Source organism: Gordonia aurantiaca (genome assembly GCF_039939235.1).
GTDB lineage: Bacteria > Actinomycetota > Actinomycetes > Mycobacteriales > Mycobacteriaceae > Gordonia.
On sequence record NZ_JBDUUF010000016.1, the window covers coordinates 1 to 14,511 of the forward strand.

Sequence of the window (14,511 nt, forward strand, 5' to 3'; positions counted from 1 at the left end):
TCCATCGACGTCACCAGGTTCGGCGACACCACCCCCCGGATCATTAGAGAGACAGGGGCAAGAAGTCATACCGAACTTGGCGACCGTGGCCCCGCGGTGCGGGACTACGAAGAAGGTAACGGGCGACTGGGACCGAGGGGTGGATACGTGATACCAAAGTTGTAGTCCGCTATGGCGGATTCGGAAGGATGTCGAGACAGGTCGGGGGGACCACTGTGACGAAGCGTTGGATCGCGGGACTGAGCGCCATTGCGTCGATCGTGACCATGGGTGCGGTGACGGCGACGTCGAGCACAGCCGAGGCCGCGCCGAGGCCGAGCGCGAAGGTGTGCGTGATCAATCAGGAAGGCGGTGCCTACCGAGGGCCGATCGTCCTCCACGCGACGACCGGTGGGCTGTTCAACGGTCCGCGTCCGGTGTTCACCCACAACGCAGACTCCGCGGGATGCACGACCTTCGCGGGACTCAAGCCCGGTACATCCTACTGGGTTTCGGGCTCGGTGACGCTGCAGAAGTGCCAGGACCACCTCAAGGGCGACGGAACCTGGGGAAAATACGGCGTCGAGCAGGTGCGCGGTTTCTCGTCGGGAGTCCGCCGAGCGCCGTCGAGCGGAGTGCTGCAGTTCCCCCGCCAGGTCGCGGCGGTCCAGACCACGAGTTGCTTCTGACGGGACACCGGGTCCGACTGACGTAGGCTGGAGGCATCCGGGCAGAACAACCGGCAGATCTCTGTCGGCCTCACCGGTGTCAGACGTACCGGGCTCCGTCTGATGATGACGTCAGGCGGATGCTGTGATCACCGAAACCCTCGTCTTCTCCCACGGCGTCGAGGCCGCCCGATGAGCACCCCACCGCTCCTCGGCCCCACTCGCGTCCGTTTCGGCGTGGACCCGGCCGCCGCCATCGGCGGTGCCTGGTACCCATATACCGTTCAACTCGCCGACGAGCTCCCGGGCCTGCTCGCCTCGGCGCGGGCCCAGTTCGGAGACGTCACCGGGATCGACGTGACCTGGCAGAGCTTCCGGCGTCTGCCCGGTCTCGATTCGCCTGATTCGCCTGCGACGCCGCCGATGATGACGCTCAGCACGCCGGTGGCCATCGTCCGCCTTCTGGTGATCCCGCCCCGCACCGCGTCGTCGCTCGCGGCGATCCTGTTGCGGCTGGCGAGCAACACCGTGCAACCGCAGGCGAGCACCTACTCGCTGGAATTCCGCCGCGCCGAACGCATTCTGGAGCTCGCGGCGCGATCGGTGTCCTCCGAGACCCGCCGGCCGGCGGTGCAATAGGCCCGGTCCGCCCCCGCGAGGCGGGCGTTTTCCCTGCACACGGCCACCTCGTCGTTGTAGGTTCCCCACATGACAGCCGCGCTGCTGACATTCGCCGGATCTCTGCTCATCGCAGGGGTCGGCGGGACCTTCAGCCGGCTCGACGCCAACGACCGGCACCAGAAGCTCGCGCAGAAGGTCGACATCCTCGCCAAGCTCCCGTCGGGCACGGCGGCACACGCCCACATGGAGTCGATCGTCCTGGACGCGATCGGCGATCTGGGGGAGTACGAGCATCGTCGCCGCAGCCTCATGTTCCAGCGGCGCGCGCTGATGGCGGCCTTCCTCGCCTGGCTGGTCGTGGTCGCCATCCACGTCACCGACGAGAAGTACGACCTCGGCCATTACGACAACATCCTCGACTACGTGGAGATCATCGCCCTCGTCGTCGGTTTCCTCCTGCTGATCGCCTCTGTGGCGGCCACCATCCGGGATCTGCGTCATCGTCACGGCGATCCGGAGGCGCCCGGTTCGGTCAAACGCCCTACCTCGGGGTGAGGCGTTTGTTAGCTTCGGCACCCATGAGGTCCTCGAAGCTGCTGTTGGGGCTGGTCGTGGCGGCGCTGGCCGGAGTGCTGGTCGCCACCGCGGCGCCGGTCCGGGCGGACACACTGCCGGTCACCTACAACTTCTTGTCCGGCATCCCCGGCGAACTGACCAACCCGGGCGGCTCGCTGCCCGGCTCGAATGACTGGAACTGCAAGCCGTCGGCAGAGCATCCCAATCCGGTGATCCTCGTGCACGGGACCGGCGGGTCGCAGCAGACCAACTGGGGCACCTACGTCCCGCTGCTGAAGAACGAGGGATACTGCGTCTTCGCGCCCACCTACGGCGCGATCAAGGGCGCGCCGTGGCCGATCACGGCGATCGGCGGGATGGGGCTGATGTCCGAGAGCGCCCGCGAACTCGGCACGTTCATCGACAAGGTGAAGCGGGCGACCGGTGCGGAGAAGGTCGACATCATCGGGCACTCCCAGGGAACGGTGGTGCCCGCCTACTACGTGAAGTACCTCGGCGGCAGGGACAGCGTCGACAAGTACATCTCGCTCGCGCCGGTGTGGCGCGGAAGCACCGTCGCCGCAGCCGACCAGATCGGTCCGTTCGTGCGCGGGCTCGGTGTGCGGCCGGAACAGGTCCCGCTGTGTCAGGCCTGCTTCGACCTCGATCCCGGCGCGGCGTTCCTGCGCAAGATCGCCGACGGCGGCTACTACCTGCCCGGTATCCGGTACACCAACATCGCCACGCGGTACGACGAACTCGTGGTGCCGTACTGGAACGGCCTGCCGCCCGGCGGCTCCAACGTGAAGAACATCGTCGTGCAGGACGGGTGCTCGGTCGACTACACCGAGCACGCGGGCATGGCGGGTTCGCGACGCACCGCGTACTTCGTGCTGAACGCGCTCGACCCCGAACACCCGCGCGCCGTTCCATGTGATCGGGCGGCCCCGTTCACCGGCAGCCCGTTCTGATCGTGCGGTCCGCGCGTCATCATCGAGGCCGATTGCGGCGCAGCATCATCGCGGTCGCGGTGGTCGTGGCGGCCGGATTCTCGGGTGACGTCGGCGCGCCCGCTGCCGGAGCCGACGTCCCCGCACTGGGGCCGGACTTCGAATTCGGTGTCGCGCAGTCGGGTTTCCAGTCCGAGGGGCACAACCGCGACTCCAACTGGTTGCGATACGGCAGACAGGGCAAGGTCGGCGAGCCGGTCGGCGACACCATCGACTTCTACCACCGGTACGCCGAGGACATCGACCGTGCGGCGTCACTGGGGGTCGGGATCTACCGCACCTCGGTGGAGTGGTCGCGGGTGGAACCGCGCCGGGGACACGACGACCCGGCGGGCTGGGCGTCCTACGATCGGGTGATCAGGAAGGTCGTCGACGCGGGGATGCGCCCGATGATTACCCTGAACCACTGGGTGCACCCGGGGTGGGCGGTGGATCTCGGCGGTTGGAACCGACCGGGGATGGCCGACGACATGGTCGCCTTCTCCAAGCGGGTCGTCGACCGGTACGCTTGGGCGGACCCGCTGTGGATCACGTTCAACGAGCCGACCGAATACGTCCGGCGCGAGCTGCAGTACGGCGGACTGACGCCGCAGAACGTCGGCCGGATGGCCGACGGGATCGTCTCGGCCCATCGGTCGATTTACCGTCACATACACCGCGTGCAGCCGGGTGCGGAGGTGTCGTCGAACTTCGCCTACTATCCGATCGCCGGTGTCCAGGACTGGCTGGAATCGGTGTTCCCGCAACGGATGCGCGACACCCTCGACTTCGTCGGCGTCGACCACTACTACTCGTTCTCCGTCACTGATGCGTCGGTCGCACACGGCGCCACCGGGGAGTTCTGGAAGAGTTCCCAGGCGCCCGAATCGATCTACTACGTCCTCCGGCGGGTGGCGCGCGAGTTCCCGGGTAAGCCGGTCCGGGTCGTCGAGAACGGGTTGGCCACCGATCCGCACGGCAAACGACCCGACGGCTACCGTCGCGCCGACCATCTGCGCGACACGGTGTACTGGCTGCAGCGCGCCCGCCAGGACGGCGTCGACCTCCGGTCGTACAACTACTGGAGCCTCACCGACAACTACGAATGGGGCGACTACGACTCGCGCTTCGGCCTGTACACCGTCGACGTCGGGCGTGATCCGGCGCTCACACGCCGGCCGACCGACGCCGTCGCCGCGTATCGCGACATCACCCGCGCCGGGGGAGTGCCGAGGGGATACCGGCCCACGAGGCCTCCGGTTCCGTGCTCGCTGGTGGACGTGCCGGACAGTTGCGCGAACCCTGCAGTGGTGCGCTGACCGGCAGCCCCGCCACCGTTCGGCAGATCCGCCCGGCGATCCGGAGGCGTGTGTACGGAACAGTGGTGGAACCGCAGCGAACTCAGGCGATTCCGAGCGCGCGGAGTCCCGCGGCGGTCGCGGCGGCGAGCACGATGACCACCGCCAGCGGCGCCCGTAGCAGCGCGGCGACGACGCCGACCGCCACTCCGGCGGGACGCGCCCAGCCCGCGAAGTCGTGTTCGACGAACAACGCTCCGGTGAGCGCGACCGCCACCAGCAGGACCACCGCGGCGCGGTCCATCAGCGCCTCGGTCTCGGCCGACACCGAGATGCGGTTGCGCAGGATCGGGCCGGCGAGCCGGATGGCGTAGGTGCCGACCGCGAGCAGCGCCACACCGATGCCCAGGGACAGGCCGGTGCTCATCGGCGGACCTCGTGATCGCGCCTGGTCTCGACGGTCGGCGAACTCGGCCCGGCCGCCGAGGGCGCCCGGCCGTGGATGAACCGCCGCATGACCTCGACCCCGGCGAAGCCCGCCAGGGCGCCCACGACGGGGAGTCCGGCGGGCAGGAACGGCGTCGACGCGATGGCGATCGCGCCGCCGGCCACTGCCGCGGCCCAGGTCGCACCCGACCGCAGCGCCGGGATGGCCAGGGCCGCGAGGAGGGCCGGGAAGGCGGCGTCGAGGCCCAGGGCCTCGGGGCCGGCGACGACGCTCCCGAGGAACGCCCCGAGTCCTGCCCCGGCCGGCCAGCAGACGAGGATTCCCAATCCGCACAACAGGAAAGCCGCGCGAGCGCGGCGAGGGTCGGGCTCTGTCGCGGTCATGGCGGCGGTCTCGTCGTTGATGAGGTGGGCGCCGAGCAGGGTCTCCGACGGTCCGCGCAGATACTTCCCCACGGACAGGCCGTAACCGAAGTTCCTGGTGTTCACCAGAAGTCCGGCCAGAGCGCCGACGACCGGTGCGCCGCCCGCGGCGATCACGCCGACGAAGACGGACTCCGAGGACCCGGCGAGCACGACCGTGGCGATGAGGACGATCTGCCACGACGCCAGTCCGGCACCGTGTGCGGCGACCCCGTACGAGGCGCCGATGACGAGGACCGAGAGGCACATGACGACCACGGCGCGCAGGGTCGCCGCGTCGAGTGTTCTCCATGCCGAACGCATGACTACTATAGTGAACATGTGACGGATGTTCGTCAAGATGGACGATTGGACGGTTCGATGAACAATGTGGCCGGGGTGGACCCGAAGCAGCTGGTGGCGGCGTCGCTCAAGCGTGAACGCGCCCGCGCCGGACTCTCGCTCACGGAACTGGCGAGGCGCGCGGGCATCGGCAAGTCGACGCTGTCGCAGCTCGAGTCCGGGGAGGGCAACCCCAGCGTCGAGACGCTGTGGGCGCTCTCGACGGCTCTCGGGGTCCAGTTCTCCGCACTGCTGGACTCTCCGGCGCCCACGGTCGAGGTGATCCGCTTCGGCGACGGCCCGGTCATCCCGGCGGCCGACGCCGACTATTCGGCCACCCTTCTCTCGACCGCCGCGCCCGGGTCGCGCCGGGACATCTACGTCGTGCGCGCCGAACCCGGGAAGCCGCGCGTGTCCAAGCCGCATGCGCGCGGCGTCGTCGAACACGTCGTCGTCAGCACCGGGCGTGCCCGGCTGGGGCCGACCGACGCCCCAGAGACGCTGGGGCCCGGCGACTACATCGCGTATCCCGGCGACGTCGAGCATGTCTTCGACGCGCTCGAGCCGGGCACCGTCGCGGTGATGATCAGCGAGGCGTTCTGAGCCGGCGGCACGTATTCCGTCAGAGAAGCCGTTCGGTGTCGGCGTAGACCTTTCCGGCGATGACGACCGGATCGGAGGCGTACGGGCCGTATTCCCACAGTGTCTCGGCGCCGTCGATGGCCTCGAGCTGGTGGCCGCCTGCTGTCGGAGCGGAGACGAGGACGCGCCGACCGTCCGAGCCGAGGAGGTCGGCATCGTTCAGGTGGTCGGCGAGGATGGCTCCGGTGGACACGTCGAAGACACCCTCCGTCTCGTCTCCGCCGCGCTTGATCACCACCGTGCCGCCGTCGGAGAAGACGACGACCGGATTGTCGAACATCCAGCGCCACAGTGTCTTTCCGCTCATGGGTGAGGCGACGAAGAGTGGCTTCTCGTTGCCGGTGGTGTCGCGGTCGGTGAGTATCGGAAGGATCGACTCCCCGGCCGGTCCGAGCCGTGTGCTGAGCACGCCACCGGGCGCGGCCCGTTCGAGTCGGGCGCCGCGCACGGTCGTCGTCGGATTCCCGTCGGAATCGAAATAGTCGACGCCGCTGTCGGTGTCGACGGCGAAACCACCCGGGAACGGATTCGCGCCGGTGTGGCCGACCTTCCTCGGCTCCTGACGGAAGACCTCGGCCAACGTGGTCATGCTGCGGACGACCAGACGTTCGGTGTCGCGGCCGGCCTCCTCCCGGGACACCACGAGGCCTGAGCGCGGATACACCTCGCCGTAGGGAAGCGCTGCGGCGAGCCCGCCCTCGCGGTCGTAGACCTCGATCCGCGACCGTGCAGACCGCTCCGGGACGACGAAGAACCTGTCCCGGTGTGCGACGACGATGGCGCGGTCGGCGGTGGGGACCGAGCGACGGATCGATCCATTGCCGAGATCGGCGAAGACCACCGCCTGGCCGTCATCGGTCAGCCCTTCGGCGAGACATGCCGCGGACGCGTCGGACTCGGCGATCGCGCACGACCGGAATTCGGTGCGGTCGTCCGGCGAGTCCACCTGCGCGAGGCGCTCTCCGGTCCCGGCGTCGAGGAAGGCGACCGCGGCCGGGGCGTCGTGGCGCCTGGCCCCCAGGGCGACCACGTTCTCGTTGCCCCCGATGAACCGGGGAAACCAGAAGCCCTGGCCGAGGTCGAACGTCCACCGCGGGTCCTCGGGCGCGGAGGACAGGTCGGGCAGGGTGCCCGCAGACGGGTCCGACCACCGGGGCGTGTCGCCGGTCGCTGCCCGCACCGCGAACACCACCCCGACGATCACGGCGATCACGACGAGCGCGACGCCGCTGATCAGGGCGTACTTCTTGGGCCGGTGCGGGGCTGCAGGTGTCGTCAAGGCGGTCCTCTGTGGCTGGGTACGGGAGTGCGCGGGTCGCGGGACCGTCGAAGGGTATCGGCGTTGCACCGTACCGGGTTGCGGTGTGTCCACAGCCGGGGTCCGACGCGACGTCGGTCACAACGATTCGCTTCTTTCGTTACCGGCGCGTAGTGTCGACTGCAGTGATGCAGCCATGACGGCATGCGTCAACGCGTCGTAGAACGCCTCTCTCGCAGGTCGGTGCCCCACGGGGATGCCGACGTCGGACACATCGGATGTCCACGACCTGCCATTGACTTCGTACGGCGAACGAGCCCGCGACACCCGCGTGTTCGCCATCCGGCACCGACCATCGGCAGTGGAACTGTCGTCCTGACTCGCGTGCCACGCACAGGAAGAACCCTGCCCAGACAATGACTGCTGTCATCGACACCGTCGACACGAACGTCGACACCACTCCCACCGCTTCCGCCGCACCCCAGGTGACCTTCGAATCCCTCGGTGTGCCACGCAAACTCGTGAAGGTCATGGAATCGCAGGGCAAGGCGAACGCCTTCCCGATCCAGGCCGACACCCTGCCCGACACCCTCGAGGGCAAGGACGTCCTCGGCCGCGGCAAGACCGGCTCGGGCAAGACCCTCGCCTTCTCCATCCCGCTCGTCGCGGGACTCGCCGAGATGGAGGTCGAGCGCTACGTCGGCAAGCCCACCGGGCTCATCCTGGCGCCGACGCGTGAACTGGCGACCCAGATCGCCGCCGTCGTCGAGCCGCTCGCCTCGGCCGTGGGCCTCACCGTCACCACCGTGTTCGGCGGCGTCAAGCAGGCCCGCCAGGAGCAGGCCTTCCGTCGCGGCGTCGACATCGTCGTCGCCTGCCCGGGCCGCCTCGAGGACCTCATGCGTCAGGGCATCGTCCGCCTCGACGAGGTGGAGATCACCGTCATCGACGAGGCCGACCACATGGCCGACCTCGGCTTCCTGCCGGTCGTCACCAAGATCCTCGCCGCCACCCCGTCCGACGGCCAGCGCATGCTCTTCTCCGCGACCCTCGACAACGGCGTCGACAAGCTCGCCAAGCGTTTTCTCGACAACCCGGTGATGCACTCGGTGGACTCCGCCGAGTCGCCCGTCGCAGCCATGACCCACCACGTCTTCGAGGTGTCCTCGGCCGGCAAGGCCGACCTGGTCGCCGCACTCGCCTCGGGCACCGGCCGCCGCGTGCTCTTCATGCGCACCAAGCACCAGGCGAAGAAGCTCGCCAAGAAGCTCACCGAGCAGGGCATCCCCGCGGCCGACCTGCACGGCAACCTCAGCCAGGCCCAGCGCGACCGCAACCTCGCCGCATTCGGCCAGGGCGACGTGCGCGTACTCGTGGCCACCGACGTCGCCGCCCGCGGCGTCCACGTCGACGGCATCGAGCTCGTCGTGCACGTCGATCCGCCGGCCGAGCACAAGGCCTACCTGCACCGCTCCGGCCGCACCGCGCGCGCCGGCAGCTCCGGCGACGTCGTCACCGTGTGCCTGCCCGAGCAGCGTCGCGAGGTCGCGCAGCTGCTGCGCAAGGCCAAGATCAAGGTCACCCCGGTCAAGGTCGACGCCACCTCCGCCGAGGTCGACGACCTCGTCGGCGAGCGCGCACCGCGCGTCTCCGCCGCCGAGCGGGCCGCCGCCGAGAGCGCTCGCGGACGCGGTCAGAACGGGAACGCCCGTTCCCAGGGCGGGCGCTCGCAGGGCGGTCGACGCGGCGGACGTTCCGGACGCGGCCGCGGTGAGCGCGGCGGGTCCGCCCGCACCGAGAACGGCGCCGGACGCGGCGAGAGCCGGGGAACCCGCGCACAGGCCCACACCGCCGCCCGCGGCGACGGTGCAGGCGCCGCGCGTCGGGCCGGCGGCCGCACCTCGGAGAGCCGCGCGACCGGTCACGGGCGCTCCGGCGAGCAGCATCGTGCCGGTGGCCGCGTGCAGACCCGTCGGGTCCGACGCCCCGCGGGATCGCCTGCCGGTCGCTGATCCCCGGGACCGGCCGAATCCCGGAACAGCCGGCCCGCAGAACAACTGAACAACCCGCTCAGGCGGGCAGGAACCTCGAAGCAAGCCGTGGCGCAAGCCACGGCTTGCTTCCCCATGCGAAGGCCCGTCCGGTCAGCGCCGCCCAGGCCGGCGAGATCCGGCCGTATCCGGCCAGCAGCGCGGTGGTCGCGTCGACGCTGATGTGGACGTCGGGACGCCGCGGTTCGGGCGGGTTGATGACCAGGTCGCCGTCGGTGAACTCGTAGATGTAGCGCTCCGAGCATCCCCGGAGCCGGATGTCGTAGGTGGCATCGTGGCCGGCCGCGCCGGCGGAGTCGACCCAGCTCGGCAGGATCTGCTGCCGGCCGCGGATGATCATCAGCACCACATCGGGTTCCACCCACCACTGTGCGCCCACCGCGCGGGCGATGTCGTGGCCGTGGACGACGAACTCGCCGATGAGGATTCCCAGCGCGGCGTCCGCGCGGATGAGCCGGTCGCCGTCGAAACGCATCTGGGGAACCCGTGCGTTGAAGTGCGAGACCGCGTCGACGAGCGTGTCGAGGTCGTCGCGCAATCGATCGGCCAGCACCCGGACGTCGCGGGTCGGCAGGTTCGCGATCTGCTTGGCGTTGAAGTCGGGAACGTCGAGGGCGTCCCGGCACCACTCGCCCTCGCCGCGGGCGAGCGCGAGGAACCGCGTCGGCGCGAGGGCCACGTGTCCCAGGCAGTCGACGAGCGTCCAGCCGGGGGTGTGCGGAAGACGGGTCTCGGTGTCCTCGACGCCGTCGACGAGCTCGAGGAAGCGCGCCCCGGTCGTCAGGGCCGCGTCGATGTAATCGAACCGCGAGAACATTCCGGTCACGCGCGGTCTCCCACCCACATGGGGGACGAGACTACTACCACCGCAAGCGGCATGCGACATGTCGGTTCCCGGCAGGCGGGAGGCGTGCGATCGGGTACGCGCGCGAGCGGTCGCCGAGTTCCGCCGACCTCGCTCAACCCGCCTCGCCCAGCCGCACGAACACCACTCCGGCCACGATCAGCAGCCCGCCGATCAGCTGGATCGGGGCCGGCAGCTCGTCGAGTGCGATCCAGGCGAACAGCACCGCGAACAACACCTCCGACAGTGCGACGAAGGACATCACCCGCGCGCCCAGGAGACGTCCGGCGGCGATGCCGAAGCCGTAGGCCATCGCCGCGGACACGACTCCCAGCAGGAGCAGCGGAACCCACCAGGGCAGCGACAGCGTCCCGATGTCCACATCCGCCGTGCCCGCGGTCATCGGCAGTGCTCCGACGAGCCCGGCCAGGCCCAGGACGACGGCCCCGACCAGCAGTCCGCCGGCGGCGAGGGCGAGCGGCGGCAGACCGGTGCGTTCGTCGGCCGAGATCACAAAGTACGTCGCCGCCCCGACCATCGCCGCCAGCGCCCACATCACGCCGACCACGCTGATCGGCACGTCACCGGTCAGGTCGAGGACCAGCGCGAGACCGGCGATCGCCAGTGCCGCACCGAGGACCGTCACCCGGGTCGGCCGTTGGGCGTGCCGCAACCACATCCACACCAGGACGGCGACCGGAGCGGTGTATTCGATGAGCAGCGCCACGCCGACCTGCAGATAGGTGACCGCGTAGAAGTAGGCGAGCTGACAGCCCGCCACGGCGAGCAGCCCGTAGGCGGCGACGACGCCCCAGGACCGGGCGGCGGGGCTCGCCGGGATCGGGGGCTGCCGGTCGCGGAACGCCAGAAAGCCCGGGATGGCCAGGACCGCGGCGCCGACGGCGATCCGCACGGTGACCGTCGCGCCGGCCGACCAGCCGGACTCGATCATGGCCCGCGCCAGTACCCCCGAGATCGCGAAACAGGCCGACGAGACGAGCGCGAGGACGAATCCGACAGCGGGACCCGACGGCCGTCCGATGGTCGGGACGGTCACGGGTTCTTCGCGGCGACGATCGCCGCACGCACCGCCTCACGGCATTCGTCGCCCGCGGGTTCCCCGACGCCGAGGTAGAAGCTCGCAGGCCGGCCCTCGTCGCCGACGAAACCGGTCACCGAGAACCCGTCGGCGGTCTCGGGCTGGTCGATCGAGGCGACGGCGAGCGCGGCCGACATCGCCGAGATGCCCCGCCGGGCACCGGAGACCACGACGATCAGGTGGGTCGGATGCAGCACGACCAGCGTCTGGTGCTCGGAATCGGGGTCGGCGGGATTGCTGCGCCGCCTGAACAGCCGGGCCGGCCACGACGACGCCGGCAGGTTGATGGATCGCGTGCTCCACGCCGGCAGGTCGTCGGTCAGGACGAGATGACGGGCCTCCGCATGCTCCCGGAGCGCGGCCGCCACGGCGGCGGTGAGATCACTGAGATCGGCGCGGGTGGTCGTGCGTTCGTATGCGGGACCCATGACTCGACAATGTAGCGGGCGCGGCCCCCGCCGCGTGGCGTCCCGGACACGCTCGCTCGTCGCACCCGCCCGGCAGGGTTCGGCGGATCGCTACCGGCGCCCGAGGAGCGTCCGCCGCCGCGGCGCCGCCGTCGGCAGCAGGCCCGCTTCGAGGTCGGCGAGCAGCGAGGCCACGGTCTCGGCGGAGTCGGTCTTGTTGGTGCCGATGAACCCGGTCGGCCCGCGCTTGATCCAGCCCGTCACGTAGACGCCGGGCACCGGCTCGTCACCGTCGAGCACACGTCCGGCACGGTGCGGGATCACGCCCGTGTCGTCGTCGAACGGCAGGCCGGGCACCGCGACCCCGCGGTAGCCGACGGACGTGAGCACCAGCCCGGCGTCGAGAACGCTCGTCTGCCCGGTGGGTTCGATGCCCGACGCGGCGCCGGTCGCGTCGACGGTCAGGCGGTTGCGGCCCACCAGGACGCCCGTCGCGCGTTCCCCGCCGACGATCTCGAGCGGGGAGCCGAAGAACGCCAGCCGGATTCGCCGGCCCTCGGGCGCGGGCCGGGACGCACACTCGGAGAGGATGTCCAGCTTCGTCTTGATCGTGTTGTCGGCCGCGGAGTCGATCCGGGTCGATTCCAGGTCCGCGGGATCCACCACCACCGGGACGCCGGAGTCGACGAGCCCGATCAGCTCCGGGAGGGTGAAGGCCGCGTGCACGGGCCCGCGGCGTCCCAGGACGACGACCTCCTGCACCGACGAGGTGCGAAGCGCGGCCAGGGCCGGACGCGAGATGGACGTCGCGGCAAGGGTTTCGGGATCGGCGACGAGGATGCGTGCGACGTCGAGCGCGACGTTGCCGTTGCCGACGACCACCGCGCGTTCGGTGGACAGGTCGACCGACAGGTCGGCGAAGTCGGGATGGCCGTTGTACCAGCCGACGAAGGCGGTCGCGCTCGTCACGCCGGCCTTGTCGACACCCGGGATCGGCAACCGCTTGTCGGTGGGGGCGCCGCCGGCCCAGATGAGCGCCGAGTGACGCGCGCGCAGGTCGTCGAGCGAGATGTCGCGTCCCACCTCGGTGTCGAGGAGGATCTCGAGACGGGGATTGCGGGCGATGTCGTCGAACAGCCGCATCACCTTGCGGGTGTTCAGATGATCCGGCGCGACGCCGTACCTGGCGAGGCCGAACGGGCGGTCGAGCCGCTCGTACATGGTGACCGAGACCTGCGGGTGACGCAGCAACTCGTCGGCGGCGTACATGGCCGACGGGCCGGACCCGACGATGCCGATCGACACCGGGCCGTCGACGGCGAGCTGCCGCGGGCGGTCGATGGGGGCCAGCGGCAGGCGGCGTGCCGGATCGACGGGGAACCGGGCCGCCGAGCCGTCGACCGTCTCGCGGTACTGCGACGCGTTGACCTCGGCGAACCGCTCCTGGCCGGTGGGCAGGCGGTGGCCGGGGACGATCGCGCCGACCGGGCAGGCGCTGACGCAGGCGCCGCAGTCGACGCAGGTCGCCGGGTCGATGTAGAGCATCTCCGAGGTGCCGAAGTCCGGCTCGTCCGGAGTGGGATGGATGCAGTTGACCGGGCATGCGTAGACGCACGACGCGTCGCCGCAGCACGCCTGGGTGACGACGTGTGGCATGGGGGTTGCTGTCTACCTCTGTGGGGCCGCGACTCAGGCGGCGGTGTAGGTGGGCTCGCTGCGGAAGCGCGAGGAACGGCCGTGGATTCCGAGCGCGCGCCACACCAGCCGGGCGACCGGGTTCATCAGGCCGCTCTGCTCGGCGAGCATGCGGACGTCGCCGAAGACGTTGCGCAGGAAGCGCTTCGACTCGGGCGAGCGCCAGAAGATGTCCTTCATGACCTCGCGCGGGACGTCGAACCGTCGCTGGAACTCCCGCGGGGGCACCACGATGGCGCTGCACAGGGTGCGCATCGTGATCGGCAGCATGATCGACAGCGCGAAACGCTGGAAGGCGTTGCGCTGCGGCACCTGCTCGCGGATGAAGTGATGAGCGAACGAGATGTGGCGGGCCTCCTCGGCGACGTGCAGCTGCATGACCGCCGCCATCGTCGGATGGAGACGGGCGCGGGTGCGCAGGAAGTCCTTCTGGATGTGGTCGATCGGCTCCTCGCCGCCGAGCACGCCGAAGAAGAACACCACCGGGAACACCGTCGAGATGAGCGGCACCAGCGGCGAGATCACGCGGTAGCCGACCTTCGCGCCGGGGACGTCCATGCCGACCCGGTTCACGAACTCCTGGAACATCAGGGTGTGGTTGCACTCCTCCTTGGATTCGTGCGTGGTGTACCGGAATTCGCGTGCCCCGTTGGGCAGCTTGAAGCTGTACTGCATCAGCCCGCGGATAAGGACCGACTCGAACTGCAGGCCGACCTTGGCGACATTGGCCTGGCGCCACATGCCGATCTCGATCTGCTTGTCCTGCGGCAGTTGCTGGTACCAGGGGTGGCGGCCGATGGGGTCGACGTCGTAGGACAGGATCCAGCGCGGATCATTCGGGGTGACCGCCATGTGCGGTGCGTCCCAGTCGATGTCGACGTACGGATCGAAGTTGCGGTGCACCGAGGCCGCGGACAGGTCGTCGAGCACCTGGGCGTAGTCGTGGCCGTCGCCGGTCTTGTCGTGTTCGGGGACGTAACGCTCGCCCGAGGGGTCGGCGGACTCGGCGGCGTTCGGGTTCGTCAGGGCTTTGGTCATCGTCGCGTCCTTCGCAGAGATGAGGCCGAGCCGCGTGAAAGCGGCCGCAGCGGATGACACGAACGTATTCAGCAGCGGCGCTATTTGTCAACAGTCAATGTAACGATCGTGTCTGAGCTGGGCGTTCACGGCGACTCCGGCAGTACGCTGACCAGCCGGCTACGGGGGTAATTCGA

The 14,511-nt window shown here is 69.8% G+C and carries 15 protein-coding genes; 7 read left to right on the forward strand and 8 right to left on the reverse strand.

Annotated features, from left to right (window positions below; all coding sequences use genetic code 11):
• Window positions 1–215 precede the first annotated feature (215 nt).
• From ABFT43_RS21210 to ABFT43_RS21230, 5 genes are all read left to right on the forward strand, one after another.
• Window positions 216–668 carry a hypothetical protein gene (locus ABFT43_RS21210; protein WP_131735095.1) on the forward strand — a complete coding sequence of 151 codons (453 nt, stop codon included), beginning with the start codon at window positions 216–218 and terminating at the stop codon, window positions 666–668.
• A 171-nt stretch (window positions 669–839) separates the two neighbouring features.
• Window positions 840–1,286: a DUF5994 family protein gene (locus ABFT43_RS21215; protein ID WP_109237168.1), complete on the forward strand. Its 447-nt coding sequence runs from the start codon at window positions 840–842 to the stop codon at window positions 1,284–1,286.
• A gap of 69 nt (window positions 1,287–1,355) precedes the next feature.
• Complete coding sequence (locus tag ABFT43_RS21220; RefSeq protein WP_347962251.1) at window positions 1,356–1,823, forward strand: hypothetical protein; 468 nt, start codon at window positions 1,356–1,358, stop codon at window positions 1,821–1,823.
• Window positions 1,824–1,846: 23 nt separating this feature from the next.
• A complete protein-coding gene (locus tag ABFT43_RS21225; RefSeq protein WP_109237166.1) occupies window positions 1,847–2,794 on the forward strand; it encodes an esterase/lipase family protein in 948 nt (315 codons plus the stop codon).
• 32 nt (window positions 2,795–2,826) lie between these two features.
• On the forward strand, window positions 2,827–4,131 hold the full coding sequence (locus ABFT43_RS21230; RefSeq protein ID WP_457590209.1) for a family 1 glycosylhydrolase: 1,305 nt from the start codon (window positions 2,827–2,829) through the stop codon (window positions 4,129–4,131).
• A gap of 82 nt (window positions 4,132–4,213) precedes the next feature.
• Here the strand turns inward: ABFT43_RS21230 and ABFT43_RS21235 are convergent, their stop codons facing one another.
• Window positions 4,214–4,537 (reverse strand): AzlD domain-containing protein, encoded by a 324-nt coding sequence (locus ABFT43_RS21235; protein WP_006902526.1) that lies wholly within the window; start codon window positions 4,535–4,537, stop codon window positions 4,214–4,216.
• Complete coding sequence (locus ABFT43_RS21240; RefSeq protein ID WP_347962252.1) at window positions 4,534–5,283, reverse strand: AzlC family ABC transporter permease; 750 nt, start codon at window positions 5,281–5,283, stop codon at window positions 4,534–4,536. The genes ABFT43_RS21235 and ABFT43_RS21240 overlap by 4 nt, the downstream gene beginning before the upstream one ends.
• Before the next feature lie 57 nt (window positions 5,284–5,340).
• On the opposite strand from ABFT43_RS21240, the gene ABFT43_RS21245 reads away from it, so the two are divergent.
• Complete coding sequence (locus ABFT43_RS21245; RefSeq protein WP_109237164.1) at window positions 5,341–5,904, forward strand: helix-turn-helix domain-containing protein; 564 nt, start codon at window positions 5,341–5,343, stop codon at window positions 5,902–5,904.
• A gap of 19 nt (window positions 5,905–5,923) precedes the next feature.
• On the opposite strand, the gene ABFT43_RS21250 is transcribed toward ABFT43_RS21245, so the two are convergent.
• Entirely contained in the window at window positions 5,924–7,222 is a 1,299-nt protein-coding gene (locus tag ABFT43_RS21250; RefSeq protein ID WP_109237163.1) for a hypothetical protein, read from the reverse strand.
• A 395-nt stretch (window positions 7,223–7,617) separates the two neighbouring features.
• Between ABFT43_RS21250 and ABFT43_RS21255 the strand changes: the two genes are divergently transcribed.
• Window positions 7,618–9,213, forward strand: a complete 1,596-nt coding sequence (locus ABFT43_RS21255) for a DEAD/DEAH box helicase (protein WP_347962253.1) — start codon at window positions 7,618–7,620, stop codon at window positions 9,211–9,213.
• A gap of 58 nt (window positions 9,214–9,271) precedes the next feature.
• Here ABFT43_RS21255 and ABFT43_RS21260 read toward each other — a convergent pair whose 3' ends face one another.
• The 5 genes from ABFT43_RS21260 to ABFT43_RS21280 all read right to left on the reverse strand — a co-directional run bounded on the left by ABFT43_RS21260 (window position 9,272) and on the right by ABFT43_RS21280 (window position 14,335).
• On the reverse strand, window positions 9,272–10,078 hold the full coding sequence (locus ABFT43_RS21260) for a maleylpyruvate isomerase family mycothiol-dependent enzyme (RefSeq protein ID WP_109237161.1): 807 nt from the start codon (window positions 10,076–10,078) through the stop codon (window positions 9,272–9,274).
• 133 nt (window positions 10,079–10,211) lie between these two features.
• Complete coding sequence (locus ABFT43_RS21265) at window positions 10,212–11,153, reverse strand: EamA family transporter (protein WP_006900419.1); 942 nt, start codon at window positions 11,151–11,153, stop codon at window positions 10,212–10,214.
• Window positions 11,150–11,623, reverse strand: a complete 474-nt coding sequence (locus ABFT43_RS21270; protein ID WP_347962254.1) for a hypothetical protein — start codon at window positions 11,621–11,623, stop codon at window positions 11,150–11,152. The genes ABFT43_RS21265 and ABFT43_RS21270 overlap by 4 nt, the downstream gene beginning before the upstream one ends.
• Before the next feature lie 90 nt (window positions 11,624–11,713).
• On the reverse strand, window positions 11,714–13,258 hold the full coding sequence (locus ABFT43_RS21275; protein ID WP_006900421.1) for a 4Fe-4S binding protein: 1,545 nt from the start codon (window positions 13,256–13,258) through the stop codon (window positions 11,714–11,716).
• A 33-nt stretch (window positions 13,259–13,291) separates the two neighbouring features.
• The gene (locus ABFT43_RS21280) at window positions 13,292–14,335 is read right to left on the reverse strand and encodes an AurF N-oxygenase family protein (protein ID WP_347962255.1); all 1,044 of its coding nucleotides are present in this window, start codon (window positions 14,333–14,335) and stop codon (window positions 13,292–13,294) included.
• Window positions 14,336–14,511: the final 176 nt, after the last annotated feature.

Excerpts from the sequence above, each read along its gene's own strand:
- ABFT43_RS21280 (WP_347962255.1), bottom strand. The coding sequence starts at position 14,335 with ATGACCAAAGCCCTGACGAACCCGAACGCCGCCGAGTCCGCCGACCCC.
- ABFT43_RS21220 (WP_347962251.1), top strand. The coding sequence starts at position 1,356 with ATGACAGCCGCGCTGCTGACATTCGCCGGATCTCTGCTCATCGCAGGG.
- ABFT43_RS21270 (WP_347962254.1), bottom strand. The coding sequence starts at position 11,623 with ATGGGTCCCGCATACGAACGCACGACCACCCGCGCCGATCTCAGTGAT.
- ABFT43_RS21275 (WP_006900421.1), bottom strand. The coding sequence starts at position 13,258 with ATGCCACACGTCGTCACCCAGGCGTGCTGCGGCGACGCGTCGTGCGTC.
- ABFT43_RS21225 (WP_109237166.1), top strand. The coding sequence starts at position 1,847 with ATGAGGTCCTCGAAGCTGCTGTTGGGGCTGGTCGTGGCGGCGCTGGCC.
- ABFT43_RS21240 (WP_347962252.1), bottom strand. The coding sequence starts at position 5,283 with ATGCGTTCGGCATGGAGAACACTCGACGCGGCGACCCTGCGCGCCGTG.
- ABFT43_RS21245 (WP_109237164.1), top strand. The coding sequence starts at position 5,341 with ATGAACAATGTGGCCGGGGTGGACCCGAAGCAGCTGGTGGCGGCGTCG.
- ABFT43_RS21255 (WP_347962253.1), top strand. The coding sequence starts at position 7,618 with ATGACTGCTGTCATCGACACCGTCGACACGAACGTCGACACCACTCCC.
- ABFT43_RS21215 (WP_109237168.1), top strand. The coding sequence starts at position 840 with ATGAGCACCCCACCGCTCCTCGGCCCCACTCGCGTCCGTTTCGGCGTG.
- ABFT43_RS21235 (WP_006902526.1), bottom strand. The coding sequence starts at position 4,537 with ATGAGCACCGGCCTGTCCCTGGGCATCGGTGTGGCGCTGCTCGCGGTC.